This window comes from Acidaminococcus fermentans DSM 20731, from assembly GCF_000025305.1.
GTDB classification, from domain to species: domain Bacteria; phylum Bacillota; class Negativicutes; order Acidaminococcales; family Acidaminococcaceae; genus Acidaminococcus; species Acidaminococcus fermentans.
In genome coordinates this window covers 1058358-1083628 of sequence record NC_013740.1, presented here as the reverse complement: position 1 = coordinate 1083628, position 25271 = coordinate 1058358, and the positions used below count along the sequence as shown (strand labels likewise).

At 57.7% G+C, this 25271-nt stretch carries 23 protein-coding genes and 1 pseudogene; 2 read left to right on the top strand and 22 right to left on the bottom strand.

What is annotated here, in order from left to right; all coding sequences use genetic code 11:
* Positions 1-5: 5 nt before the first annotated feature.
* Entirely contained in the window at positions 6-1094 is a 1089-nt protein-coding gene (locus ACFER_RS04935; RefSeq protein ID WP_012938315.1) for an alpha/beta hydrolase, read from the bottom strand.
* 345 nt (positions 1095-1439) lie between these two features.
* Between ACFER_RS04935 and ACFER_RS11970 the strand changes: the two are divergent.
* Positions 1440-1739, top strand: a pseudogene (locus ACFER_RS11970) (IS256 family transposase); the annotation flags it as partial.
* Between the two features lie 175 nt (positions 1740-1914).
* Here the strand turns inward: ACFER_RS11970 and ACFER_RS11020 are convergent.
* Complete coding sequence (locus ACFER_RS11020; RefSeq protein WP_012938314.1) at positions 1915-2175, bottom strand: YjcQ family protein; 261 nt, start codon at positions 2173-2175, stop codon at positions 1915-1917.
* A gap of 227 nt (positions 2176-2402) precedes the next feature.
* Between ACFER_RS11020 and ACFER_RS04920 the strand changes: the two genes are divergently transcribed.
* Complete coding sequence (locus tag ACFER_RS04920; protein ID WP_012938313.1) at positions 2403-2684, top strand: type II toxin-antitoxin system RelB/DinJ family antitoxin; 282 nt, start codon at positions 2403-2405, stop codon at positions 2682-2684.
* A gap of 246 nt (positions 2685-2930) precedes the next feature.
* Here ACFER_RS04920 and ACFER_RS04915 read toward each other — a convergent pair whose 3' ends face one another.
* The 20 genes from ACFER_RS04915 to hisB all read right to left on the bottom strand — a co-directional run bounded on the left by ACFER_RS04915 (position 2931) and on the right by hisB (position 25263).
* Positions 2931-3968: a Gfo/Idh/MocA family protein gene (locus tag ACFER_RS04915; RefSeq protein WP_012938312.1), complete on the bottom strand. Its 1038-nt coding sequence runs from the start codon at positions 3966-3968 to the stop codon at positions 2931-2933.
* Positions 3969-3989: 21 nt separating this feature from the next.
* Complete coding sequence (locus ACFER_RS04910; RefSeq protein WP_012938311.1) at positions 3990-5249, bottom strand: sensor histidine kinase; 1260 nt, start codon at positions 5247-5249, stop codon at positions 3990-3992.
* Between the two features lie 12 nt (positions 5250-5261).
* Entirely contained in the window at positions 5262-5942 is a 681-nt protein-coding gene (locus ACFER_RS04905) for a response regulator transcription factor (RefSeq protein ID WP_012938310.1), read from the bottom strand.
* A 32-nt stretch (positions 5943-5974) separates the two neighbouring features.
* Positions 5975-6586 carry a GTP pyrophosphokinase gene (locus ACFER_RS04900; protein ID WP_041666542.1) on the bottom strand — a complete coding sequence of 204 codons (612 nt, stop codon included), beginning with the start codon at positions 6584-6586 and terminating at the stop codon, positions 5975-5977.
* A 75-nt stretch (positions 6587-6661) separates the two neighbouring features.
* Positions 6662-7441 (bottom strand): HD domain-containing protein, encoded by a 780-nt coding sequence (locus ACFER_RS04895; RefSeq protein WP_012938308.1) that lies wholly within the window; start codon positions 7439-7441, stop codon positions 6662-6664.
* An 86-nt stretch (positions 7442-7527) separates the two neighbouring features.
* Positions 7528-8811 (bottom strand): phosphopyruvate hydratase, encoded by a 1284-nt coding sequence (gene eno, locus ACFER_RS04890; RefSeq protein WP_012938307.1) that lies wholly within the window; start codon positions 8809-8811, stop codon positions 7528-7530.
* Positions 8812-8938: 127 nt separating this feature from the next.
* The gene (gene gpmI / locus ACFER_RS04885; RefSeq protein ID WP_012938306.1) at positions 8939-10468 is read right to left on the bottom strand and encodes a 2,3-bisphosphoglycerate-independent phosphoglycerate mutase; all 1530 of its coding nucleotides are present in this window, start codon (positions 10466-10468) and stop codon (positions 8939-8941) included.
* Positions 10469-10475: 7 nt separating this feature from the next.
* On the bottom strand, positions 10476-12401 hold the full coding sequence (gene tpiA, locus ACFER_RS11015; protein ID WP_012938305.1) for a triose-phosphate isomerase: 1926 nt from the start codon (positions 12399-12401) through the stop codon (positions 10476-10478).
* Between the two features lie 22 nt (positions 12402-12423).
* Positions 12424-13428, bottom strand: coding sequence for a type I glyceraldehyde-3-phosphate dehydrogenase (gene gap, locus ACFER_RS04875; RefSeq protein ID WP_012938304.1), 1005 nt, complete (start codon positions 13426-13428; stop codon positions 12424-12426).
* Positions 13429-13449: 21 nt separating this feature from the next.
* On the bottom strand, positions 13450-14511 hold the full coding sequence (locus ACFER_RS04870; RefSeq protein ID WP_012938303.1) for a sugar-binding transcriptional regulator: 1062 nt from the start codon (positions 14509-14511) through the stop codon (positions 13450-13452).
* A gap of 139 nt (positions 14512-14650) precedes the next feature.
* Complete coding sequence (nadC, locus tag ACFER_RS04865) at positions 14651-15490, bottom strand: carboxylating nicotinate-nucleotide diphosphorylase (protein ID WP_012938302.1); 840 nt, start codon at positions 15488-15490, stop codon at positions 14651-14653.
* Entirely contained in the window at positions 15468-17087 is a 1620-nt protein-coding gene (nadB, locus tag ACFER_RS04860; RefSeq protein ID WP_012938301.1) for an L-aspartate oxidase, read from the bottom strand. Before nadB ends, nadC begins: the two co-directional genes overlap by 23 nt.
* Positions 17088-17239: 152 nt before the next feature.
* The gene (gene nadA / locus ACFER_RS04855; RefSeq protein WP_012938300.1) at positions 17240-18145 is read right to left on the bottom strand and encodes a quinolinate synthase NadA; all 906 of its coding nucleotides are present in this window, start codon (positions 18143-18145) and stop codon (positions 17240-17242) included.
* 230 nt (positions 18146-18375) lie between these two features.
* Positions 18376-20205: a glutamine--fructose-6-phosphate transaminase (isomerizing) gene (gene glmS, locus ACFER_RS04850; RefSeq protein WP_012938299.1), complete on the bottom strand. Its 1830-nt coding sequence runs from the start codon at positions 20203-20205 to the stop codon at positions 18376-18378.
* Positions 20206-20547: 342 nt separating this feature from the next.
* Positions 20548-21891: a phosphoglucosamine mutase gene (gene glmM, locus ACFER_RS04845; protein WP_012938298.1), complete on the bottom strand. Its 1344-nt coding sequence runs from the start codon at positions 21889-21891 to the stop codon at positions 20548-20550.
* A 33-nt stretch (positions 21892-21924) separates the two neighbouring features.
* The gene (gene hisIE, locus ACFER_RS04840; protein WP_012938297.1) at positions 21925-22575 is read right to left on the bottom strand and encodes a bifunctional phosphoribosyl-AMP cyclohydrolase/phosphoribosyl-ATP diphosphatase HisIE; all 651 of its coding nucleotides are present in this window, start codon (positions 22573-22575) and stop codon (positions 21925-21927) included.
* A complete protein-coding gene (hisF, locus tag ACFER_RS04835) occupies positions 22572-23330 on the bottom strand; it encodes an imidazole glycerol phosphate synthase subunit HisF (RefSeq protein WP_012938296.1) in 759 nt (252 codons plus the stop codon). The genes hisIE and hisF overlap by 4 nt, the downstream gene beginning before the upstream one ends.
* A gap of 4 nt (positions 23331-23334) precedes the next feature.
* The gene (gene hisA / locus ACFER_RS04830) at positions 23335-24063 is read right to left on the bottom strand and encodes a 1-(5-phosphoribosyl)-5-[(5-phosphoribosylamino)methylideneamino]imidazole-4-carboxamide isomerase (protein WP_012938295.1); all 729 of its coding nucleotides are present in this window, start codon (positions 24061-24063) and stop codon (positions 23335-23337) included.
* Positions 24060-24674, bottom strand: coding sequence for an imidazole glycerol phosphate synthase subunit HisH (gene hisH / locus ACFER_RS04825; RefSeq protein WP_012938294.1), 615 nt, complete (start codon positions 24672-24674; stop codon positions 24060-24062). Before hisH ends, hisA begins: the two co-directional genes overlap by 4 nt.
* Position 24675: 1 nt before the next feature.
* Positions 24676-25263, bottom strand: a complete 588-nt coding sequence (gene hisB, locus ACFER_RS04820) for an imidazoleglycerol-phosphate dehydratase HisB (protein ID WP_012938293.1) — start codon at positions 25261-25263, stop codon at positions 24676-24678.
* Positions 25264-25271: the final 8 nt, after the last annotated feature.

Below are 25271 nucleotides of genomic sequence, written 5' to 3'. Positions count from 1 at the left end.
AGCAATCATTCACCGAGGTACTTGTTGAAAAACGCGACGAGGCGGTCGAAGGGAATCTTGTCCATCTGGTCGTAGAGATCCGTATGCGTAGCACCCGGAACGACAATCTCCTCCTTCGGACCATCTGCCGCTGCATAGACCGCATCCGAGAAGTACTTGGAATGCGCCTTGTCCCCTGTGATAAGCAGCAGCGGGCGCGGGCTGAGTTCCTTAATGTGCTCCATCAGCGAGAAGTTGAAGAAGCCGTATGGCGTCGTCGAATCCCAGGCCAGCGTGTTGGAGTTGATGGCGCGCGGATGGTAAGCGCGGCTGACGTAATAATCGTAGAAACCCTTCACGACATCCGGTGCATCCGCCGGCAGCTTGTCGGGGAACATCGTCTTTGTCGAGATCACCTTGCCATCCTTATCGACGGCGAGCTCATGCGAGCCGGGAATGGACTTGCCTGTCTTTGCCTCCTCATCGCGCATCTCGGCCAGGTGGTGCTTGACGATCTCGCGCTGCTCCGGCGTATAGTAATCCCCTTGATAGTGGTTGCGGATGCTGTCCGACATGTCGTACATGGCCGAGGTCGCGACCGCCTTGATGCGCGTATCATTCGTCGCTGCCGTGATGGCCATGCCCGAGAGACCGCAGATGCCAATGGCACCGATCTGCTGCGGGTTGACGAACTTGAGGTTGCTGACGAAATCGACCGCCGCGCTGTAATCCTCCGTGAAAATCTCCGGCGAGCCCATATTGCGGCGCTTACCGCTGCTCTCCCCCGTGGTCGATGGATCGAAGGCGACGGCAACAAAGCCATTCTTGGCCATCTCCTGTGCGTAGAGGCCTGAGGACTGCTCCTTGACTGCGCCAAACGGGCCCGTCACGACGACAGCCTTGTACTGTTTCTTGTCATCGAAATCCTTTGGCAGGTAGAGGTGGCCCGCCACATCGAAGCCGTAGCGGTTCTGGAATGTGACCTTCTTGGCCTCAATCGTCTTGTCCACGGCGAAGACGCGCGTGTCGTTGTCCAGATCCTTGATCGTCGCATGCTTCATCTGTGAATCGTGCACGAGCGTTTTTGTCGGCACGGCTGCATAAGTCGTATGCATCGTCATCCCTCCAAAAGTGAACGTCCCCATCATCACAGCAGCCATCAGCCAAGCAGCTCTTTTCTTGCTCTTGAATATCTTCATGGAAAAACCCCTTCCTTATTGTTGCATCTTTGCAGCTCATCGCTGCATGCCCAGTTGTTTTACTTGATGCATTCATTATAAGGGAAGGGGTATATGATTACAAATACTTGGTTTTCATAACCTATGATACATTTCAGGCATGATGAGAGAACGCCTCGTCCAGGGCCGCCACGACGAGACGACCGGTGCGGGAGAAGACCTGGTCTCTGCGCCAGACCACGTAATTCGCCGAGCAAATCACGGGGTCCACCTGAAGAAAAAATTGGTCAGGCTATTTACGATACGTACAGACCACAGTCTGTAGAAGAGATTCAGACTGCCCTGAAGAAAATTTTTGCTCCCATTTTTGAAGCCGCTCTTAAAGGAGAACTGAAAAATCATCTTGGATATCCCAAGAACGGCACAAATCCTGAGAAATCCGGTAACTCCCGTAATGGCTATTCTATGAAAACCATGAGCCAACGGGATATTGCGTCCACTATTGAAGATATCTACAGCTTTTCCATCTCCCACGAGCAAATCTCTCATATTACCGACTGTATCCTGGATGAGGTCTATGAAGGATAACGAGCACTAATCGTTATATTCAGGCCGCATACGAACCCTGTACCCATTTGCCGATTCAATGTTATCAGCCGTGATAACAGCCTTCCAAAGTTTTAGTATCATTCTCTTTCATGTTTCCCTCCTTTTCAGGTATAAGAAAAGCCCGCTGCCGGAGCAGGGGGCTTCAAACTTAAACACCGGGCGTCACATCTCTAATGCCCTTCAATAACCTATAAGCCTTTTTCATCATAGTATTATCAGCCAGATATTCCATTCCGGACAACGACAAATGGGGACTAATCAAAGAGATGGCTGAACCGCATTTATCAGTTACGATTTTGATTCCACCAATATATCCGGCTTCAATCAACGACTGAAGAATATTCAAAAATAAAGCATCGCTGACGGCAAAATGGGATGCAGTAAAATTTTCATCATCGAAGTTTTTCACCTGGCTGTGGACTCGTGACTAGTGACCGTCGACTGTTTCTCCCCTCACGCCTTATTGGGAAACCGGGTCACTTTGGGCTGGATCTCGCCTACCAGATTTTGTTAGTCGTTACTGTTTTAATTTATAGTAAAATATGTTGCAAAAATAGAACAATATCATTTATTATATTGCTCTTTTCATTATTTTAACATATAATTAAATTGATAAAAAGAAAGAGGTGAGTCAGGATGACTACTGCCAACATCAATGTCCGCGTGGACGCAGAGCTGAAAAAGGAAGCGGAAGGATTATTCAATGATTTGGGACTGAATATGTCGTCTGCCATCACCATGTTTTTAAAGAGTGCGGTCAGATGTGACGGGATTCCCTTCCAAGTCCGCCGCAATGCATTCAATGCTGAAACACGTGCTGCCCTTGCCGAGTATGAAGAAATGAAAACTCATCCGGAAAAATACAAACGGTATCACAGCTTTGCTGACCTTATGAAAGATGTGGACAATGAAGCTTGACATCGTTGTACTGGAATTGTTTCTTTTTCGCACTGGTTCCCATTCTGACTTGTTCTGAAACATTACATATCGAAAAAAGCAGGCCCGCAATCACCTTGACTGCGGGTCTGTTTTTTTGCCCTCTGGGCGGCCGGGATGGGCTCCCCTGACGGGTAACCCCTACGCCATCGCAACGGGTCATTGGATTTTCATCGACCGTGCTCTTCACTCTGCACTTTGCTGCATAACTATACTGTGATGAAAGCTCTACCGAGAACTTGTTGACACATACACCTGGAAACTGTGCGCCGCCCTCTCCAGCACTTCACTGGCGGTGAGGGTCATCTGCAAATACGCCTCCGCCTCCGCTTTTTTCTTTCCGTTCACGATCCGGGCATAGTCCCCGAACTCTTCCACCATCCGGTTCTTCCGTTCCGGCGGGGCCCAGCTTTGGACGGATTCTTCCTTTTTCCCGGCACCGGTGCTGAACTGGTCCCGGTCCGGGCCCTGGACAAACTTCCACACCATCCTGTGCGGATGGATGGGTTTCCCTTCCACCTTCAGCCAGCCTTTTTCTCCCTGGATCTGGAGAAAAGAGGGGCTGTTGGAATCCTTGGCGGCGGTGAGCACGGCCTGGAACCCGGGATACTGCAGGAACAGCACCCCGGAGGTATCCACCCCATTCCATCCCCGGTTGGGGGCATAGGCCACTTTTTCCGGCCGGCCGAAGAGTCCGGCGGCGAAGGCGATGTTGTACACGTCCAGGTCGTACAGAGCCCCGCCGAAAGCCGCCGGATCAAAGGCCGGCAGCACCTCTTTCTGCAGGTACCGGTCATACCGGCTGGAATACTGGGAATAATTGCACTGGACCACCCGGATGGGGCCCAGCCGGGGAACCAGCTCCCGGACTTTCCGGAACAGGGCTCCATGCCACAGGGGCATGGCTTCCAGCAGGAAAAGCCCCTGCCTTCGGGCCAGTTCCGCCAGGTCCTGCGCCTGGGCAAAAGAGGGGCAGAAGGGCTTTTCCAGAATCACGTTTTTCCCGGCCAGGAGGGCTGCCCGGGCGTATGCATAATGGACCGGGTTCACCAGGGCGATGTACACCGTATCCACGCCTCCTTCCCGGAACAGGGATTCCAGGTCCGTGAACACCTGGAAAATCCCATACTCCCGGGCCAGGGCTTCTCCCCGCTGCCGGCTGTGTTCCCGGCACCACAGGGCCTTCACCCGGATCCCCGGCACCGCCTCCATGGACGCCAGGGCCACGGGAACAATGGCTCCGGACCCCAATACTCCCACGTCCATACCAACCGCCTCCCTGCTCCGTTAGAAAGTCACCCCGAAGGTGATCACGCCGTCCTTGTAATCCACCTGGATCTTCCCGCCCAGCAGCCGGGTGGCTTCTTCCGCCATGGAAAGGCCGATCCCGTACCCGCCCTTCTGGCTGTTGTGGCTTTCATCCCCCCGGTAGAACCGTTCAAAGAAATGGGAATAGTCCACCTGGGCACCGTTCTTGTAATCATTGGACACAAAGGCCCGGAAGCCCTGCTTCCCATGGGGTTCCAGCACTGCCCGGATGGTGCCGCCCTCATCACAGTATTTGGCCGCATTGTCCATGAAGATGGTGAAGATCTCGTAGAGATACTTGGGATCCGTCTCCCCCTGGAGATTCGGGTGGATTTCCTTCACCAGGGTTTTCTTTTCCCCTTCCACCACCGGAGCAAAAGACTGGACCGCTTCTTCGAAGGTCCGGCTGATATCCACCGTTTCCCGTTTCAGCAGCTGCTGGTTCTTTTCCCCCATTTTGGCCAGCATGATCAGCTCGTTGATCAGACGGGTCACCCGTTTCACCTGGAACAGGATGTTGTCCGTCCACTGGCTTTTGCCGCTGATCAGTTCCAGAGCTTCCGCATTGGCGGAAATAATGGCAATGGGGGTCTTCAGCTCGTGACCGGCGTTGGTGATGAACCGTTTCTGGCTGGCCACGTTTTCCACAAAGGGCCGGATGGCATAATTGCTCAGGAACATGAGGATCATCATGTACAGCAGGATGCACACCAGGCCGAACCGGAGGGAATACCGCATAAAGGCATCCACGGCTCCCACATCCCGGGTGCAGTCCATGACCACCACCAGCCGGCCGCCCCCGGACCGTTCCGTAACGCTGTAACAGTAGCTGGCCCGTTTGTTCTTGAACACGCCCTGGGCCTGGGGACTATCCGCCAGAGCCCGGGCGATTTCCAGAGCCTGGAGTTCGTTGAAGGCGGAAATGTTGGACAGGTTCAGCCGCTGGATCCGGCCGTCATGATCCAGGATCACGCTGAAATACCGGGTCTGGTGGGCAAATTCCGGGGTGTCATTGTACCATTCCGGGTCGCTGAGCCAGCTTTCCGTACTGGTCCCCGGCTGATGGGAGGGCATGATTCCATCGTTCTGGACAATGGCGGTCAGCAGGGTGTCCACTTCCGACCGCATTTTCATATAGGTAATGCCATTGATCAGCCCCAGGGCCCCGGCCAGGATGATCACCACGGCCACAAAAGCCAGCAGCAGGAATTTCCGCCGCAGACGATGGATCATATCCATAATGGACCTCTTTTAATTGGCCAGGGCCGGAGCCTGGAGCACAAAGGCCCCGTCCGGATGGCCGTCGATGGTAAGATTGCCGCCGATGGCCTTGAGCTTTTCCCGCAGGTAGGATACGTAGATCCACACGATTCCCTGATCTTCCTGCTTTTCGTCCTGCCAGATCCGGTCAAAGAGCATCCGGGTTTCGCAGGGTTTCCCCGGGTGCTGCATGAAGTACTTCATCAGCTGGGTTTCCTTGGGCGAAAGCCGGACACTGCTTTTGCTGGATAACTCCCCTTCCGCACAGTTCAATGTCACCGTACCGGCCTGGAGGGTATTCCGGTTGAAATCTTCCTGCCGCCGGGTCAGGCTCCGGAGCCGGGCCAGCAGTTCCCCCATGGCAAAAGGTTTGGTCAGGTAATCATCGGCCCCTGCGTCCAGTCCCGTGATCCGGTCGTCCACTTCGGCCTTGGCCGTGAGCATGATCACCGGGGTCCGGTCCCCTTCCTGCCGGAGTTCCGTCAGGGCGGTGATCCCGTCCTTTACCGGCATCATGATATCGAAGATCATGGCATCGTAGATATTCTGGCGTGCCTTGTCCACAGCAGCCTGTCCGTCATAGACCGGATCCACCTGGCAGCCGGAATGTTCCAGCACGGCGCACAGGGCCATGGACATGGCTTTTTCGTCTTCTGCAAGCAATACTTTCATGGATGGTTGACTCCTTTCCCTGGGTAAATGGTTCAGGTTTCCCGGATCAGTTTCCGGATGGTCTCCATGGACAGATCACAGGCGGCCAGCTCATCGGCGCACCGCTTCAGCTCCTGGCCGATCAGTTCCGGGTTCCGGATGGATTTTTTGTACTTCATTTCGTGTTCCAGGCTGGCCCAGGAATCCATGGCGATGGTCCGGAGCTGGACTTCCGCATAGAAGATTCCCGGGGTGTTCCCTTCCACATCCGGGAAGGGCTCCTCCAGCCGGAGAATCAGATGGTAGGACCGGTAGCCGTTGGGTTTCACATTGTGTACGTAGTCTTTTTCCTGGATGACCGTACAGCCGGGAATGGCCCGGATCAGCCGGAGATTCCGGTCGATGTCGCTGAGGAAGCGGCACACGATCCGCAGACCGATGGCATCCCGGATATCGTGGAGGGCCGCTTTGGCCGTAACCGGGAGCCCCTTCCGCCGGCATTTTTCTTCCATGCTGGCCGTGCTTTTCACCCGGTAGAGCAGATGCTCGTAGGCGTTTTCTCCCTGTTCCTCCTGCTCTTTCCGGTTGTAGGCCCGGATGTCCCGTACCAGCTGCTCCAGCACCTTCTCCAGCACCGGCCGCCAGTCTCCGTAGCTGCTGCCCATGGGTTGGTTCAAGTTCATTCCTCCTTTGCCGATTCTCTTATTGTCTGATTATTGTACCATAATATTATGGACTTTCTATGAAGAAATGCCGGAAACCTTCTCCAGCCGTTCTTTCACCTGATCCAGCTGCCGGGCGCTTTCCGGATTGCCGGGCTGGAAATCCAGCAGTTTCCGGAAATATCCCTGCTGCCGGACCAGTACCAGGCTGGGAGCGCAGGTGATATCGAACAGCTGGCACAGACAGCCGGTAAAGAAGTCCAGGGCCGTCTTTTTCTTCTCCGTGTGGACCAGTTTCCCGGCCAGGGCTTCTTCCATGACCCCGGGAGAGATTGCCTGGCTGCCCAGGTCTTCCAGGGATACCTGCCACACCTGTTCCGGATGATCCAGATACCCGGCATAGACCCGGAACAGGTCGATTTTGTCCGCATCCCGGAGCAAAAGGGCAAAATCCCGGGCTTTTCCGGTGACCCCGGCCGGGACGGCATAGGCATTGTGCCACAGGATGGCCAGTTCCAGGATCCTGTCCCGCTCTGGTTCCGGATCCGGCAGGAAATCCCGGATATGGCCCTGTTCGAACAGATACCAGACTCCATACCGGGCATGGTCCATGGATTTGTAATCAATGAAGGTGTGGAACCGCCGGGCCTGTTCGAATCGACCAATGTCGTGGAGCAGCCCCAGCACCCAGGCCAGCTCCTTTTCCTCCTGGGACCATCCCAGCTGCCGGGCCAGAGTCTCACAGAGGCCGCTGACGATCCGGGAATGGCGCTGTTTGCTGAGGATTCCCGGGGTATCCGGATCGAACTGGGAAACATATCGGTCAAAGGCCGCAGAAACAGATAATTTGTCAAGCATGTGTATTTCCTTTCGTAAAAAAGGTGTGCTGCACGCTCCATGCAGCACACCTTTTTGTCATCCGGCTACTGACCGTTGACAGCTTTTTATCTGATATTGTAGAACACATCCATCCCGTTGTACTGGGCAGCGGCTCCCAGATCTTCTTCGATCCGCAGCAGCTGGTTGTACTTGGCCACCCGGTCGGTCCGGCAGGGGGCCCCGGATTTGATCTGTCCGGCGTTGGTGCCCACCACCACATCGGCAATGGTGGTATCTTCCGTTTCACCGCTCCGGTGGGAAACGATGGCGGTATAACCGGCCCGTTTGGCCATTTCAATGGCGTCCAGGGTTTCGGTCAGGGTCCCGATCTGGTTCAGTTTGATCAGGATGGCGTTGGCCACGCCCATTTCAATGCCCTTCTTCAGCCGTTCCACATTGGTGACGAACAGGTCATCCCCCACCAGCTGGACTTTTTTGCCCAGAACATCGGTGAGCTGTTTCCAGCCGTCCCAGTCATCTTCGGCCAGGCCGTCTTCAATGGAAACGATGGGGTATTTTTCGCAGAGGGAAGCGTACCATTCCACCATTTCGGCAGAAGTCTTCACAACCCCTTCCCCTTTCAGGTTGTACTTGCCGTCTTCGAACAGCTCGCTGGCAGCGGTATCGATGGCCAGTCGTACCTGTTCACCGGGTTTGTAGCCGGCTTTTTCGATGGCTTCCACAATCACCTGCAGGGCTTCTTCGTTGCTTTCCAGGTTGGGGGCAAAGCCGCCTTCATCCCCTACAGCCGTAGCCAGCCCTTTGTCCTTCAGGACTTTCTTCAGAGCCTGGTAGATTTCCGCGTTGATCCGCAGGGCTTCGGCAAAGCTGTCAGCCCCTACCGGCATGATCATGAATTCCTGGATATCCACGTTGTTGTCCGCATGGGCACCGCCATTCAGGATGTTCATCATGGGAACCGGCAGTTCCTTGGCGTTGACCCCGCCCAGATACTGGTACAGAGGCAGGCCCATGGACAGCGCCGCAGCCTTGGCCACAGCCAGGGATACCCCCAGGATGGCGTTGGCCCCCAGACGGCCCTTGTTGGGGGTGCCGTCCAGACGGATCATGGCTTCATCGATTTCCACCTGACGGGTGGGATCCAATCCGATGATGGCATCAGCAATGGTGTCGTTCACATTGTCCACGGCTTTGGAAACCCCTTTGCCGCCGAAACGGGTTTTGTCCCCGTCCCGCAGTTCCACGGCTTCGTGGACACCGGTGGAGGCCCCGGAAGGAACCGCTGCACGGCCTACAGTGCCGTCATCCAGCAGCACATCCACTTCCACCGTGGGATTGCCCCGGGAATCCATAATTTCTCTTGCACACACATTTTCAATGATTGGCATTGTTTTCACCTCGTTATGGTTGAGCCTGGGGAATGGATTCCCCAGGCTGGTCACTAGTCACTAGTCTCCAGCCAATGGAAATCAATTTTGGCAAATTGATTTTGAACAAGCAAAACAGCGTAAAAGTTTACTTCCGCATCAGCAGGGAATGGCCGGTCATGGCCTCCGGTTTGGGCAGGTCCAGCAGGTCCAGCAGGGTGGGCGCAATGTCGGACAGGCCCCCGTTTTCCACCCGGGTATCCGGATCCGCTCCCACCACCAGGAAAGGCACCGGGTTGGTGGTATGGGCGGTCATGGGCGCATGGGTCACCGGATCTTCCATCTCTTCCAGGTTCCCGTGGTCCGCCGTGATGCACAGGGCACCGCCTTTTTTCAGCACCTTGTCCGCCAGGCTGCCCACACATTCGTCCACGGCTTCCAGGGCCTTCACCGCCGCCTCCAGGGAGCCGGTATGGCCCACCATGTCCGGGTTGGCAAAGTTCAGGATCACCAGATCGTACAGATCCTTGTCCAGGGCCTCCTGGAGCTTTTCCGTCACCAGATAGGCGCTCATCTCCGGCTGCAGGTCATAGGTGGCCACTTTGGGAGAAGGCACCAGGATCCGGTCTTCATCGGGGAAGGGCTGTTCCCGTCCCCCATTGAAGAAAAAGGTCACATGGGCATATTTTTCCGTTTCCGCAATGTGCAGCTGATGGAGTCCGGCTTTGGACACCACTTCTGCCAGGGTATCCCGGATCTCTTCCGGCGGGAACGCCACCGGAGCCTGGATGCCCTTTTCGTATTCCGTCATGGTGACGAAGTGGACGGGCAGCTGGTCTTCTTTCCGGGGAAATCCCTGGAATTCCGTATCCGTAAAGGCATGGGTCAGTTCCCGGGCCCGGTCCGGGCGGAAATTGAAGAAAATCAGGCTGTCGCCTTTTTCCACGGCTCCGTCCACGCCGGCCACCCGGAAGGGTACCACGAATTCGTCGGTCTGTCCGGCACCATAGGCAGCTTCAAGGCCTTCCGCCGCACTGGGAGCTTCCAGGCCTTCGCCACCGGTCATGATGTCATAGACTTTCCGGATCCGGTCCCACCGTTTGTCCCGGTCCATGGCATAATACCGGCCGGAAACTGTGGCGATCCGTCCCACCCCCAGCTGCTGACAGGCTTTTTCCACCTGGTCCAGGAAAGGGGCCGCACTTTGGGGAGGCGTATCCCGTCCATCCAGGAATGCATGGACACAGACCTTTTCCACCCCCTGCTTCCTGGCCATGGCCAAAAGGCCCAGCAGATGGTCAATATGGCTGTGGACCCCGCCGTCACTGAGCAGGCCCAGGAGATGGAGTTTCTTTCCGTTGTCCCGGGCTTCTTCCATGGCCTTCACCAGCACCGGATTGGTTTCCAGGCTGCCGTCTTTGACGGCCCGGGTGATCCGGGTCAGGCTCTGGTAGATGATCCGCCCGGACCCAATGGATAGATGCCCCACTTCCGAATTCCCCATCTGGCCATCCGGCAGACCCACTGCTTCTCCGGAACACTGGAGCTGGCTGTGGGGATACCGGTTGAAATAAAAGTCCAGATGAGGGGTCCGGGCCCGGGTCACCGCATTGGTGGGGCTGGGGGGAGCGATCCCCCAGCCGTCCAGGATCATCAGCATTACAGGTTTCTTTTTCATGACTGCCTCAGAACGTGTTGGCAATGGCGCAGAATTCCTGGGCAGACAGGCTGGCCCCGCCTACCAGTACGCCATCGATGCCGTCTTCATGGAAGGCATGGGCATTTTCGCTGGTCACACTGCCGCCGTAGAGGATCCGGACCCGCCGGGCCGCCTCTTTGCCGAATTTTTCCGCAACAGCTTTCCGGATCAGGTCCGCAGCAGCCACGGCATCCCGCACTTCAGCGCTCTTGCCGCTGCCAATGGCCCAAACCGGTTCGTAGGCAACCAGCAGATGCTGGATCTGCCCGTCGGTGAGCACATTCAGGACCGGCGTCAGCTGGCTCAGGATCTTGTCTTTGGTGGAGCCGTTTTCATGTTCGTCCGCGTCTTCTCCCACGCACAGCACCGGATCCAGGTCGTTCCGGAAAGCAGCCAGGACCTTCTTCACCACCAGGTCATTGGTTTCATGGAAGAATTTCCGCCGTTCGCTGTGGCCCACCAGCACGTACCGGGACCCGATTTCCGCAATCATGGGGCCGGATACAGCGCCGGTGTAGGAGCCTTCATCTTCATAGAAGATGTCCTGGGCCCCGTAGCCGATGCCGTCTTCATCCACCATGGCCGCTACGCTTTCCAGGGCAGTGAAAGGCGGGAACAGCACCACTTCAGCCCGGGCCATTTCCGTGCCATGGGCCACCTGGTGAGCCAGTTCCATGGCTTCCGCCACGGTCTTGTGGCATTTCCAGTTGCCGGCCACAATGGGAGTCCGCAGATCATCCAGGGCAGCCAGGCCGGGCAGCACTTTGCCTTCCAGGTATTCCAGGGAAGCACCGCCACCGGTGGATACATGGCTCATCTTATCGGCCAGGCCCATCTGCTTCACAGCGGCTGCACTGTCGCCGCCGCCCACGATGGTGATGCCGTCAGAAGCGGCCATGGCTTCTGCCACCCGCCGGGTCCCTTCCGCATAGTTGGGCATTTCGAACACACCCATGGGCCCGTTCCACACAATGGTCTTCATGCCGGCCAGGGTCTGGGCATACAGTTCTGCCGTTTTGGGGCCGATATCCAGGGCCATGTAGTCCGGGTTCAGGGCATCCAGGTCTTCTGCTTCATGGTCCGCCTCATTGGAGAAGCTGGCAGCCATGATCAGATCCACCGGCAGGAGCATTTTGGTCTTCTGGGCTGCGGCTTCCGCCAGCAGATCCTTGGCGATTCCCAGGCTTTCCTTTTCCACCAGGGATTTCCCCAGGTTGTAGCCTTTGGCCGCCAGGAAGGTGTTGGCCATGCCGCCCCCGATCAGGATCACGTCAGCCTTTTTGATCAGGCTGCGGATCACGGCGATCTTGTCCGCCACTTTAGCCCCGCCGATGATGGCGGCAAAGGGACGCTGGGGTTTGTCCACGGCATTGCCCAGGTATGCGATTTCCTTTTCCAGCAGGAAACCGGCCACGGCGGGCAGGTAGTGGGTAACGGCTTCCACGGAAGCATGGGCCCGGTGGGATACCCCGAACCCGTCGTTCACATATACATCCCCCAGAGCCGCCAGTTCCTGGGCAAAATGGGGGTCATTCTTTTCTTCTTCCGGATGGAACCGGAGGTTTTCCAGCAGCAGGATATCCCCGTTCCGCAGCTGGGCAGCTGCATCCTGGGCATCCTTGCCCACGCAGTCCGGGCAGAACTGCACCGGACGGTGGATCAGCTGGCTCAGGGCTTCCGCCACGGGCTTCAGGGTGAACTTGGGGTTCACCTTGCCTTTGGGACGGCCCAGGTGAGCCATCAGGATCACTGCGGCTCCCTGGTCCAGCAGGTAGTGGAGGGTGGGCAGAGAGGCTTCGATGCGGATGAAATCCGTGATTTCCCCTTTGTCGTTCATGGGAACGTTGTAGTCTACCCGGACCAGCACCCGTTTGCCGGTCAGCTGAATATCTTTAACGGTTTTTTTATCCATGTCTCCGTGCACTGCCTTTCTCTTACAGGCCCTTTTTGGCCACGAACAGAGCCAGTTCCACCAGACGGTTGGAATAACCCCATTCATTGTCGTACCAGGAAACCACTTTGGCCACACGGGGACCCACCATCATGGTGGACAGACCATCCACAATGGAGCTCAGGGGGCAGCCGCTGTAGTCTTTGGAAACCAGAGGCAGTTCGTTGTAGCCCAGGATCCCTTTCATGGTGGTTTCAGAAGCGACTTTCATGGCTTCATTGATTTCTTCCTTGGTGGTGTCCTTTTTCAGGGTCACAACCAGGTCGGTCAGGGATACATCCGGAGTCGGGACGCGGATGGCCATGCCTTTCAGTTTGCCTTCCAGTTCCGGCAGAACCAGGCCGATGGCTTTGGCGGCACCGGTGGTGGTGGGGATGATGGAGCAGGCACCGGCACGGGCACGGCGCAGGTCTTTGTGGGCTGCATCCAGGATCTTCTGATCGTTGGTGTAGGAATGGACGGTGGTCATCATGCCGTTTTCAATGCCGAAGTTGTCTTCCAGCACTTTGGTGAAGGGAGCCAGGCAGTTGGTGGTGCAGGATGCATTGGAGATGATGTGGTCCTTTTTGGGATCATACTTGTCTTCGTTGACACCCAGGACGATGGTGATGTCTTCCCCTTTGGCCGGGCAGGCGATCAGCACCTTTTTGGCGCCGTTGTCCAGATGGGGCTGTACGGTTTCACGGGTCTTGAATTTGCCGGTGGTTTCCAGCACTACATCCACGCCCAGTTCGCCCCAGGGGATTTCCTTGGGATCGGTGTAACGGGTGAATTTGATGGCTTTGTCCCCAACGTGCATGATATCGCCGTCAACGGATACTTCTTCATCGAAAGTTCCATGGACGGTATCATATTTCAGCAGATGGGCATAGGTATCGATGCCGGAACGGGCATTGACTGCCACAACTTCCACTTCCGGGTTCTTTACGGCGATACGCAGAGCGCAGCGTCCAATACGACCAAAACCATTGATACCGATTCTTACCATTTTTCATTCCTCCTAAAATTTTTACTGATTGTTGGGATCAGACTGCAAACAATCGATGATTTCCCGGGCGGCCGCCTCATCAGTGACCAGGATGTCGTCCTGACCGCTGCGGAGCATGGAAAGGATGGCCCTTCCCTTGGACCGGCCCCCGGCAATGCCCATGACCGTATGGATCTTTTCCAGATCGTTGACCATGAGTCCCAGGGTGTCTGTGCTGTAAACCACATGGCCCTTCAGGTCGAAATACTGCCCCAGGGCTTCCCCTACGGCACCGGCCTGTTCCAGCCGTTCCACCAGTTTGGGGTCCATCCCCCGCTTTTCCGCCATCACCCGGGCCTGCCCCATGCCATGGACCAGGATATCCGCGCTTTTGATGGTTTCCACCACCTGTTTCACCCGGGCATCCTCTTCCAGAATCTTCTGGAGCACGTCTTCACTGACGCTGTCCGGCACATACAGCTGCAGATACCGGGTCTTGAGACGGCCGGCCAGCACCGTGGCAATGGTGTTGGCCTGGAGTTCCATTTTGTCCCCCAGACCGCCCCGGGCCGGGACCACAATGGTCTCCGGTTCGTGGCCGAAGGTGTTTTCCGCCATGGCAGCCACGGTGGTCCCTCCGGTTACCGCCACAATGTGCTTCCCGTGATCCGCCAGAAGGCGCAGCAGGATACCGGCTGCCACACGCCCGATTTCCCGGGTGACCACTTTGTCCTGGTCCGCATCCCCAGGCAGCACCACCACCTTCTGGAGATGGAGCTTTTCCTGAAGCAGGGATTCCATGCTGGAAAGTTTCTGGAGCCGGTTCACATAGTCCCGGAGCTCCTGAAGGAGCACTGCCCCCTCTTCCGTGATGCTCATGCCGGTGAGGGTGAAATCCAGCAGCCCCGCTTCCTTGAGGAAATCCACATGGGAACGGAGGATCCGCTCGCTGAGCCCCAGCTTTTTGGCCAGGGTCCGGCGGCCGATGGGCTGGTCGTGGCTGATCTGCCGGAGCACCTTGTAGCGCTCGGTGATCAGGTCCACCATTTCCGGAACCAGTTTATTCTGCAGGTTGATGATTCGATCCAAGCTGATGTTGCACATTTTGTCCCTCGTGGTACTTTTTTTGTCCCACCCTGTTCGAAAAAAATATTTTACTACGTCTTCATTATAGCATAGATAAGAAAAAAAGGAAGGGGTTGTTGCACGAAACCTGCAACAACCCCTTGTCATATGACCGTATTTACTTGATCTCCCCCACATCCAGGCTGATGTCCAGGGCTTTTACACTGTGGGTCAGGGCTCCTATGCTGATCACATCCACCCCGGCGGCTGCAGCGGCTTCCAGGTTGTGTTCATCGATGCCCCCGGAGGCTTCCACCACCGCCCGGTGACTGATCATGTCCACACATTCCTTCATGGCATCCGGCGCCATGTTGTCCAGCATGATCACATCGGCACCGCCTTCCACTGCCTCTCTGGCCTGCTCCAGGCTTTCCACCTCGATTTCGATTTTCGTCATGTGGCTGGCGTAGGCTTTGGCCCGTGCCAGGGCTTCCTTCACGCCGCCGGACACGGCGATGTGGTTGTCCTTGATCAGGATGGCGTCGTAGAGCCCCAGCCGGTGGTTGTGGCCGCCACCGGTGCGGACGGCGTATTTTTCCAGCAGCCGCAGTCCCGGTGTGGTCTTCCGGGTGTCCACCACCCGGGTGCCGTAGGGTCTGGCCAGGTCCGCCAGTTTTCTGGTCCGGGTGGCGATGCCGGACAGGTGCTGGAGCAGATTCAGGGCCAGCCGTTCCCCGGTGAGCACGCTCCGGGCACTGCCGGTGATCTTGGCGATGAGGGTCCCCGGTTCCAGCGGTTCTCCGTCCCGGGCCAGGGCTTCAAAAGTCAGGCCGGGGTCCAGCACCTGGAACACCCGCCGGGCCACCTCCACCCCGCAGAGGATCCCTGTATCCTTGGCGTGGATGATGCCGCAGGTCACCGCCTCTGCCGGCAGCAGGGCCTCACTGGTCAGATCTCCGCTGCCCACATCTTCCGCCAGCCATTCCTCCAGCTGCTTATCCAACATTCTGCTGTACATGGATGGTGCCTCCTTCATTTTCTTCGATGCTGTGGTGCTTCCAGCAGTCCCTGGGTTCCGGGAAATCCAGCCGGTAATGGGCACCCCGGCTTTCTTCCCGCTGGAGCGCCGCCCGGGCAATGAGCCGGGAAACCAGCAGCTGGGCTTTCAGGTCCAGCTGGTCCGGATTTTCCGCTGCCCGTCCTTCATATTTCCGGGCCAGGCCGTCCATGGTTTCCAGGGCCTGTTCAAGGTCGTCCCGGTCCCGGGCAATGCCCAGCTGCCGGCTCATCAGTTCCTGGAGCTGCTGCCGGTCCGCCGCCTGCTCCCGGGAAGAAACCGTCCAGGGTGCCAGCTCTGCTTTCCAGCTGCCTTCCGGTTCCGCCGGCCGGTTTTCCGGAATATCCTGGCACAGGGCCCGGGCTGCCCGGCGTCCGAATACCAGCCCTTCCAGCAGGGAATTGCTGGCCAGCCGGTTGGCCCCCTGGAGCCCCGTACAGGCGGCTTCTCCGCAGGCGTACAGGCCTTTCACCGTGGTACGGCCCCAGCCATCGGTACGGATGCCTCCCATCATGTAATGGGCTGCCGGAGCAATGGGGATCCGCTCCTTCCCCATATCCACTCCGTAGTCCAGGAGGGTCCGGAAGATCATGGGGAACTTCTCTTCCACCTTTTCGATTCCCGTGGCATCCAGCCACACATGGTCACTGCCGCACTTTTTCATTTCCGTGGCAATGGCCCGGGCCACCACATCCCGGGGAGCCAGTTCCTTCATGGGATGATACCCGGGCATGAACCGTTCTCCCCGGGTGTTGTACAGGAGGGCGCCCGCACCCCGGACCGCTTCCGAAACCAGGAAGCTGGGCCGGCCGGGAATGGCCAGGGCCGTGGGATGGAACTGGACGAATTCCATATCCATCAGTTCCGCTCCCGCCCGGCAGGCCAGAGCCAGGCCGCTGCCGGTGGCCCCCTCCGGATTGGTGGTGTGGGCGAAGAGCCGTCCCACGCCTCCCGTGGCCAGTACCACCCCATTGGCCGCCAGACGGACCGTCCGCCCCTTGTGGAGTGCCATGGCGCCCTGGCAGCGGCCCTCCCGGACCAGGAGATCCGTTACATAGCAGTGTTCCAGGGTGGCGATCCGTTTTTCTTCCCCGGCAATGGCCCGGAGAGCCCGGGACACTTCCGCCCCGGTACTGTCCCCATTGGCGTGGACGATCCGGTTCCGGCTGTGGCAGCCTTCCCGTCCCAGGGCCAGGGTTCCGTCAGGATTTTTATCGAACCGGGCCCCGTGATGGAGCAGGTCCAGCACCGCATCCGGCCCTTCCGTCACCACGATCCGGGCCATGGATTCATCGGTCAGGCCGGCTCCCGCCACCAGGGTATCCTGATAATGGAGGGTGGGGTCATCATCCTGACCCAGGGCTGCGGCAATGCCCCCCTGGGCTTTGGCCGTGTTGCTGTCCTGGAGTTCATCCCGGGCCACCACCAGCACTTCCCGGCCGGCTTCCGCCAGGGACCAGGCCGTCTGGAGCCCGGCGGCCCCGGACCCGATCACCAGGATATCCGTCTGTATCACCGGCGTCTCCGCCGTATCAAAACTTGTCCAATAGGTTTCCATAAGGAATCCTCCTTTGATAAGGGTCTGCTGCTTTGGCAGCAGCCTGTCACAGGTCATAGATCATACACCAATGGAAGAAACCCGATTGACGGGTTTCCCTTCATTGCCTGCGGAGCAGGCTATCTTCGGCTATCGACCCATTGTCAACCCAGTCACTTCACTTCCAGCATCCGTTCCAGGGCCGTCCGGGCCTTTGTCCGGATCTCTTCCGGCACCACGATCCGGGGTTCCAGGGTCTCCAGGGACCGTTTCACCAGCTCCAGGGTGGTCTTCTTCATGTTGGGGCACAGGAGATTCCCTCCGGCCATGTAGAACTTCTTGTGCGGGCACTTCCATTCCAGCTGGGTCAGCACCCCGCATTCCGTGGCAATGATGAATTCCTCATCAGGGCTCTGCTGTGCATAATGGATGATTCCCATGGTGCTGCCCACGTAATCCGCCAGGGCCCGGACTTCCGGCCGGCATTCCGGGTGCATCAACACTTTGGCTCCGGGATGGGCCTTTTTGGCTTCCGTCACTTCTGCCACCGAAAGGGCATGATGGGTGGGACAGGCCCCCCGCCAGGGCAGAATGGTGTGATGGGTCTTTTCCGCCGTAAAGGTGGCCAGATTCTGATCCGGCACAAACAGGATGGGCTGGTCCGCCGGCAGGCTTTCGATCACCTTTACCGCATTGGAAGACGTGCAGCAGATTTCACTGAGGGCCTTGACGCTGGCCGGGGTGTTCACATAGGACACCACCTTGTATTCCGGATGGTCCTTCAGGAATGCCTTTACCCGGGATTCCAGGGTATCGTCGAACATCCGGCACCCGGCATCGATGGCCGGCAGCAGGGTAATCTTGTCCGGGGACAGGATATTGGCCGTTTCCGCCATGAAGCGGACCCCGCAGAACACGATCACATCCGCATCGGTCTGGGCCGCCTGCTGGGACAGGGCAAAAGAATCACCGCAGAAATCAGCAATTTCCTGGATTTCTTCCGGTTGGTATACATGGGCCAGGATCACCGCGTTCCGTTCCTTCTTCAAGCGGGTGATGGCATCAAACAAGTCTTCCATGGGTCAGGTCTCCTTTGGGAAAAAGGGAAACTCCTCCGAGTCCCCCTTTTGGTTTTGTGTACATTATACACGATTTTTCTTCCATTGTCATGTCAGCAAATGTCAATGGATAATGCAATGAACCCATTGTAGCCGATTTTGGATAAAAGTGCAAGGAGGTCGCGACTCACGACCCGTGATCTTTTCCATTAAAAAATGCTCCCCGGAGGGAGCATTTTATCCTTATGAACTTATTCCACCGTCACACTCTTGGCCAGGTTCCGGGGTTTGTCCACGTCGCATCCTCTGGCCAGGGCGGCGTAGTACGCCAGCAGCTGGAGAGGGATCACGGCCAGGATGGGAGCCAGGTCTTCGTCGGCTTTGGGGATGATGATCACGTTGTTGGCATGTTTGGCCAGTTCCGTATCCCCTTCCATGCCGATGCCGATCACAATGGCACCCCGGGTCTTCACTTCCTGGAGGTTGCTGATGGTCTTTTCATAGATGTTGGACTGGGTGGCCAGCACGATCACCGGCACCCCTTCCGTAATCAGAGCCAGGGTCCCGTGCTTCAGTTCACCGGCCGCATAGGCTTCCGCATGGATGTAGGAGATTTCCTTCAGCTTCAGAGCCCCTTCCAGAGCCACGGCATAGTCCAGGCTCCGGCCCAGGAAGAAGGCATCTTCCCGGTTGGCATAATTGGTGGCGTACACTTTGATCTGGTCCACATGGTCCAGGATGTCGTGCATCTGTTCCGGCACTTCCAGGACGCTCTGGATCAGGGCATGGAGCCGTTCGTCGCTGATCTTGCCCTTCAGATCGGAAATGTACAGGCTCAGCAGCAGCATAACGATCAGCTGGGTGGTATAAGCCTTGGTGGAAGCCACGGCGATTTCCGGACCTGCATAGGTGTAAACCACCTGATCCGCTTCCCGGGCGATGGAGGACCCCACCACGTTGGTGACGGCCATGGTCCTGGCCCCCCGGCGCTTGGCTTCCTTCAGGGCTTCCAGGGTATCACTGGTTTCCCCGGACTGGCTGATCACGATGCACAGGCAGCTTTCGTCCACAATGGGGTTCCTGTACCGGAATTCGGAAGCGATATCCACTTCCACCGGGATCCGGGCCATTTTTTCAATGTAGTACTTGCCCACAATCCCTGCATGGTAGGCCGTGCCGCAGGCCACGATGAAGATCTTTTGGATATCCTTCAGGGTTTCCGGGGTCCAGTTCAGTTCGTTGAAGACCACCTTGTCGCTGCCCTTGTCCACCCGGCCCCGGAGGGTATCCCGGACGGCTTTGGGCTGTTCGTAGATTTCCTTCAGCATGAAATGCTCAAAGCCGCCTTTTTCCGCCGCTTCCGCATCCCAGGTCACCCGGAAGACTTTCTTGTCGATTTTGTGGCCTTCCAGGTCTTTTACCACAACCTTGTCCGGTTCCACTACGGCCATTTCCCCGTCACTGAGGATGTAGGTATCCCGGGTCTTGCTGATGATGGCCGGGATATCGGAGGCAATGTAGTTTTCTCCTTTGCCCAGGCCGATGACCAGCGGGTTGTTCTTTTTGGCGCAGATCAGCTTGCCGGGATCTTTGGCGCACAGGAACACCAGGGAATAGGAACCCTCGATGGTGTGGAGCACTTTCCGGACGGTGCTTTCAAAATCCCCGTCCCACAGGTCCGCCATCAGATGGGCCACGATTTCCGTATCCGTTTCAGAACGGAAATGATGGCCTTTTTTCAGCAGAGCCTGCTTCAGAGGCATGTAGTTTTCGATGATCCCGTTGTGAACTACGGCAAACTGGCCGCTTTCGTCCGTATGGGGATGGGCGTTGATGTCACTGGGTTTCCCGTGGGTGGCCCACCGGGTGTGACCGATGCCCAGGGTCCCTACCGGTTCGTGGCCCACGATTTTCTGGCGCAGGGCATCCAGCCGGCCCACGCATTTTTCCACAGCGATCTTCCCGTCGTTGTATACGGCGATGCCGGCAGAGTCATACCCTCTGTATTCCAGTTTGCTCAGGCCTTCCATCAAAAAGGGAGTTGCCTGATGACGTCCGATATATCCTACGATTCCGCACATTGTTGTTGTGCCCTCCTGCGATTTGTAGTTACCGTCTGCCGCCGCCCCTTCTGTGTTCCTCTGTTGCCAGAGGGATTTGTAGGACAGCTTACGGTCTGCAGCTTACCGGGAGGCATCCGCTGACTGTTCGATGAACCTCCACCTCGTCGGCCAGGCCAAAGCCCGGCACCTGCGCTCGATGATTTGCAGGAATCCCTTCAGCCCGTTCCCCCTCCAAACAGGCGGCCTTCCAGTCCGGTATTCCCGGAAGGCATGTTCCTACAGATACTTTATGATACTATGTTTTTGCCCCGGGGTCAACTGGAAAGGGGGCTGTTGCATGCGCAACAGCCCCTCTTCTCTTTACGCCAGTTCCTTCCGCACCACTTCTGCAATGGCTTCGGTAATGTTGTCCAGTTCCACCTGGTTGGGGCCCTGGGCCATGATCCGGATCAGCGGTTCCGTACCGCTGGCCCGCACCAGCACCTGGCCGTCGTCCCCCAGTTCTTCCGTGTACTTCCGGACCACATCGGCAATGGCCTGGTTTTCCTGCCAGCCGTTCTTGTCCTTCACCCGCACGTTCAGCAGGGTCTGGGGATATTTCACCATCAGAGCCCCCAGCTGGGACAGTGTCTGGTTGTGGCGCACCAGGCTGCCCAGGAGCTTCACCCCGGTCATCATCCCGTCCCCGGTGCGAACCAGATCTCCGAAGATGATGTGGCCGGACTGTTCGCCACCCAGTTTGTAGTCATGCTTCAGCATTTCTTCCAGCACATACCGGTCGCCGACGGAAGTCTTCACCGTGGAACCCCCGTGTTCCTTCATGGCCTTGGCCAGGCCCACGTTGCTCATCACGGTGGTGACCAGCACATTGTCCTTCAGTTTGCCGGCCTTCATCAGGTCCAGGGCGCAGATCAGCATAATCTGGTCCCCGTCCAGCACTTCGCCGTTTTCGTCCACAGCCAGCAGACGGTCCGCATCCCCGTCGTTGGCCAGGCCGCAGTCGGCGCCCACTTCCTTCACCTTGGCCTGGAGCGCTTCCAGGTGGGTGGAGCCGCAGCCGTTGTTGATGTTGATCCCGTTGGGTTCATGGAAAATGGGAATCACATGGGCCCCCAGGGTCCGGAGAATGGCCGGGGCGATTTCACTGTTGGCCCCGTTGGCACAGTCCATGACCACCTTCAGGCCGTTCAGCTTCACATCGGCGCAGTCCACAATATGCTTTACGTACACCATCCCCATATCCGGTTCCTGGATCACCCGTCCCAGGTTGGACCCGGTCACCGTCTGGGAATAGTCCACCGGCTGGTTCACGATGGCTTCGATTTCATCCTCCACCGCATCCGGCAGTTTGTAGCCGGTCCGGGCAAAGAACTTGATCCCGTTGTCTTCAAAAGGATTGTGGGAAGCGGAAATCACCACCCCCGCATTGGCTTCCAGTTTTTCCGTCAGATAGGAAACCGCCGGCGTGGGGATCACCCCCAGCAGATGGGCATTGCCCCCGGCACTGCAGATGCCGGCCGCCATGGCGCTTTCCAGCATGGTGCCGGAAAGCCGGGTATCCCGTCCGATCAGGATCTTGGGAGTCTTCACTTCCCGTCCGAAATACTGAGCCGCCGCACGGCCCAGCTTGTAAGCCAGTTCCACATTGAGTACAGGACCATTGGCGACGCCGCGGACGCCGTCCGTTCCAAACATTCTAGCCATCAGAGCCCTCCAGGTTGTACAGGTATTTGCTGCTTATTTTTCTTCTTCCACTTTCCGGCCTGCCATTTCCACTAGCATTTCGCCGGGGGTGATGTTATGGTAAGCCAACAGCACTAAGCAATGATACCATAAATCCCCCATCTCGTAAACAACCTGGTCCGCATCGCTGTTTTTCGAAGCCAGGATGGTCCGGGTGGTGTTGGCCCCCAGTTCCGTCAGGAGCTTGTCCTGGCTGGGTGCCGGCAGCAGCTTCCGGGCCTCCTTCTGTTTTTCCTGATAGCAGACAATCTGCTTGTACAGCTCGTTGATCACCTGGGGCAGCCGGTTGTCCGCCACCGGCAGGCTTTCTCCGGAGCCACTGTTCCACAGGGGATTGAAGAAACAGGAATAGTTCCCGGTGTGGCAGGCGGCCCCCTTCTGCTCCACTTTCACCAGCAGGGCATCCCCGTCGCAGTCATAGGTGATGCTGTGCACCTTCTGGGTATGGCCGCTGGTGGCACCCTTGTTCCACAGTTCCTGGCGGCTCCGGCTCCAGAACCAGGTATATCCGGTTTCCACCGTGCGGGCCAGGCTGGTGCCGTTCATATAGGCCAGCATCAGTACCTTGTCCGTCTTCACATCCTGGACAATGGCAGGGATCAGGCCCCTGTCGTCAAACTTCAGCTTGCTGATATCGATTTTCATAACCGTACGTCCACTCCTTTGCTCCGCAAGTATTCCTTCACCTGGCGGATCGTGAAATTCCTGTAATGGAATACGGAAGCGGCCAGAGCCGCGTCAGCCTTGCCGGCGGTCAGGACTTCATAGAAATCTTCCAGGGATCCGGCACCCCCGGAGGCAATCACCGGTACGGGAACCGCTTCGGCCACCTTCCGGGTCAGGGGGATATCGAACCCATCCTTGGTGCCATCCGCATCCATACTGGTCAGCAGGATTTCCCCCGCCCCCAGGGATACGGCTTTTTTCACCCATTCCAGGGCATCCAGCCCGGTAGGGGTGTGGCCTCCGTTGATGTACACTTCCCAGGAATCCTCTCCCCGGCGTTTGGCGTCCACAGCCAGCACCACGCACTGGTTCCCGAAGGCTTCCGCCCCCCGGGTGATCAGGGTGGGATCCTTCACCGCCGCCGTGTTCAGACTGGTCTTGTCCGCCCCGGCCAGGAGCACGGCCCGCATATCTTCGATGGAAGAGATGCCGCCGCCCACAGTCAGGGGCATGAACACTTCCCGGGCCGTCCGTTCGATGGTTTCCACCATGGACTTCCGTTTTTCCAGAGAAGCGGTGATATCCAGGAACACCAGCTCATCCGCCTGTTCCTGTTCATAGAGGGAAGCCAGTTCCACCGGGTCCCCGGCATCCCGGAGGCTGACGAAATTGGTCCCCTTGACCACCCGTCCGTCCTTTACGTCCAGACAGGGAATGATCCGTTTTGCCAGCATGGCTCTACGCCTCCTTCGCAATCGCAACAGCCTGGCGAAGGTCAATGGCGCCAGTATACAGCGCCTTACCTATAATACACCCTTCAATGCCATCTGTTTCTCTTTTTTTTAAAATTTTCAAATCTTCCAGGCTGGCCACCCCGCCGCTGGCCGTTACCGCCAGTCCGGAGGCCTGGGCCACCTTTACCGTGGCTTCCACGTTCACCCCGCTGAGCATACCGTCCCGGGCAATGTCCGTGAAGATGATCCGTTCCACCCCGGCTTCCGCCATTTTCCGGGCCAGCTCTTCCGCCTGGATGTGGCCGCTGGCTTCCCAGCCTTCCACTGCCACGTCCCCGTTCTTGGCGTCGATGCCCACCACGATCCGGCCGGGATATTTTTCACAGGCTTCCTTCACCAGATCCGGATTCTTTACCGCGGCAGACCCCAGGATCACCTGGTGGACCCCCCGGTCCAGCAGCCGGGCCACGTGTTCCATGGTCCGGATGCCGCCCCCCACTTCAATGGGAATGTTCCCCTGTTTCAGGATGGCATCGATGGACAGCAGGTTCCGGCTTTCCCCGGCTACCGCTCCGTCCAGATCCACCACATGGATGCAGCTGGCCCCCTCATCGGCCCATTTCCTGGCCATGGCACCGGGATCGGTGCTGTATACGGTTTCTCTGGAAAAATCGCCCTTCACCAGGCGGACGCAGTTGCCTCCCCGCAGGTCGATGGCTGGATAGATGTTCATAGTTTCCACTCCTTGAAAGCTTTCAGCATGGCCAGACCGGCGAAAGAGGACTTTTCCGGATGGAACTGGAAGCCCTGGACGCTACCCTGGCCCACGCTGGCCGTAATCCGGGTCCCGTAATCGCAGACCGACGTAATGATGGACGGATCCTCCGGCACTGCATGGAAGCTGTGGACGAAGTATACGTACTTTCCGTCAGCATCCTGCAGCAGGGGGGAGGGATTCACCGTGGTGATCCGGTTCCACCCCATATGGGGGATCTTGTATTCCGTGACGATTTTCTTCACCTGGCCCTTGAAATACCCCAGGCCCTTTACTCCCGGTGCTTCTTCGCTGCCTTCGAACAGCAGCTGTTCTCCCAGGCAGATGCCCAGGAAAGGCTTGCCGCTGTGGAGAGCCTGCTGGACCGCTTCTTCCAGTCCCCGGCCCCGCATGGTATCCATACAGTCCCCAAAGGATCCCACCCCCGGCAGGATCACTTTGGGCGCCGCTTCGATCACCTTGGGGTCCCCGGAAACCACCGGGCTGGCCCCGATTTTCAGCAGGCCGTTGTACACGGAGTGCAGGTTGCCCCGTCCGTAATCGATGATCACAATGGTGTCTTTGTCCATATTACAGTGCCCCCTTGCTGCTCATCACCCCGTGCACCCGGGGATCCAGGGCCACCGCCTGGCTCATGGCCCGTGCCACGCCTTTGAAGATGGCTTCCAGCATATGGTGGGTGTTCTTCCCGTAAGGCACGTTGATGTGGAGGGTCAGGCCGCAGTTCATGGCCAGGGCCCGGAAGAAATCCTCGCCCATTTCCGTATCGAAGTTCCCCAGGGTCACCCGGGGAATGAGGTCTGCATTCCACACCAGGTAGGGCCGGCCGGAAAAGTCCAGGGCGATTTCCGCCAGGGCTTCATCCATGGGCAGCAGGAAGCTGCCGTACCTGTGGATGCCTTTTTTGTCCCCCAGAGCCTGGGCAATGGCCTGGCCCAGGGCGATGCCCACATCTTCCACCGTATGGTGGCAGTCCACTTCCAGGTCCCCCTGGGCCCGCACCTTCAGATCCATGAAAGAATGGACCGCCAGAAGAGTCAGCATATGATCCAGGAAGCCCACACCGGTGGAAATATCCGCCTTTCCGGTGCCGTCCAGGTCCAGTTCCACCAGGATCCGGGTTTCTTTCGTATTCCGTTCCACTTTCCCTTGCCGCATAACCAATG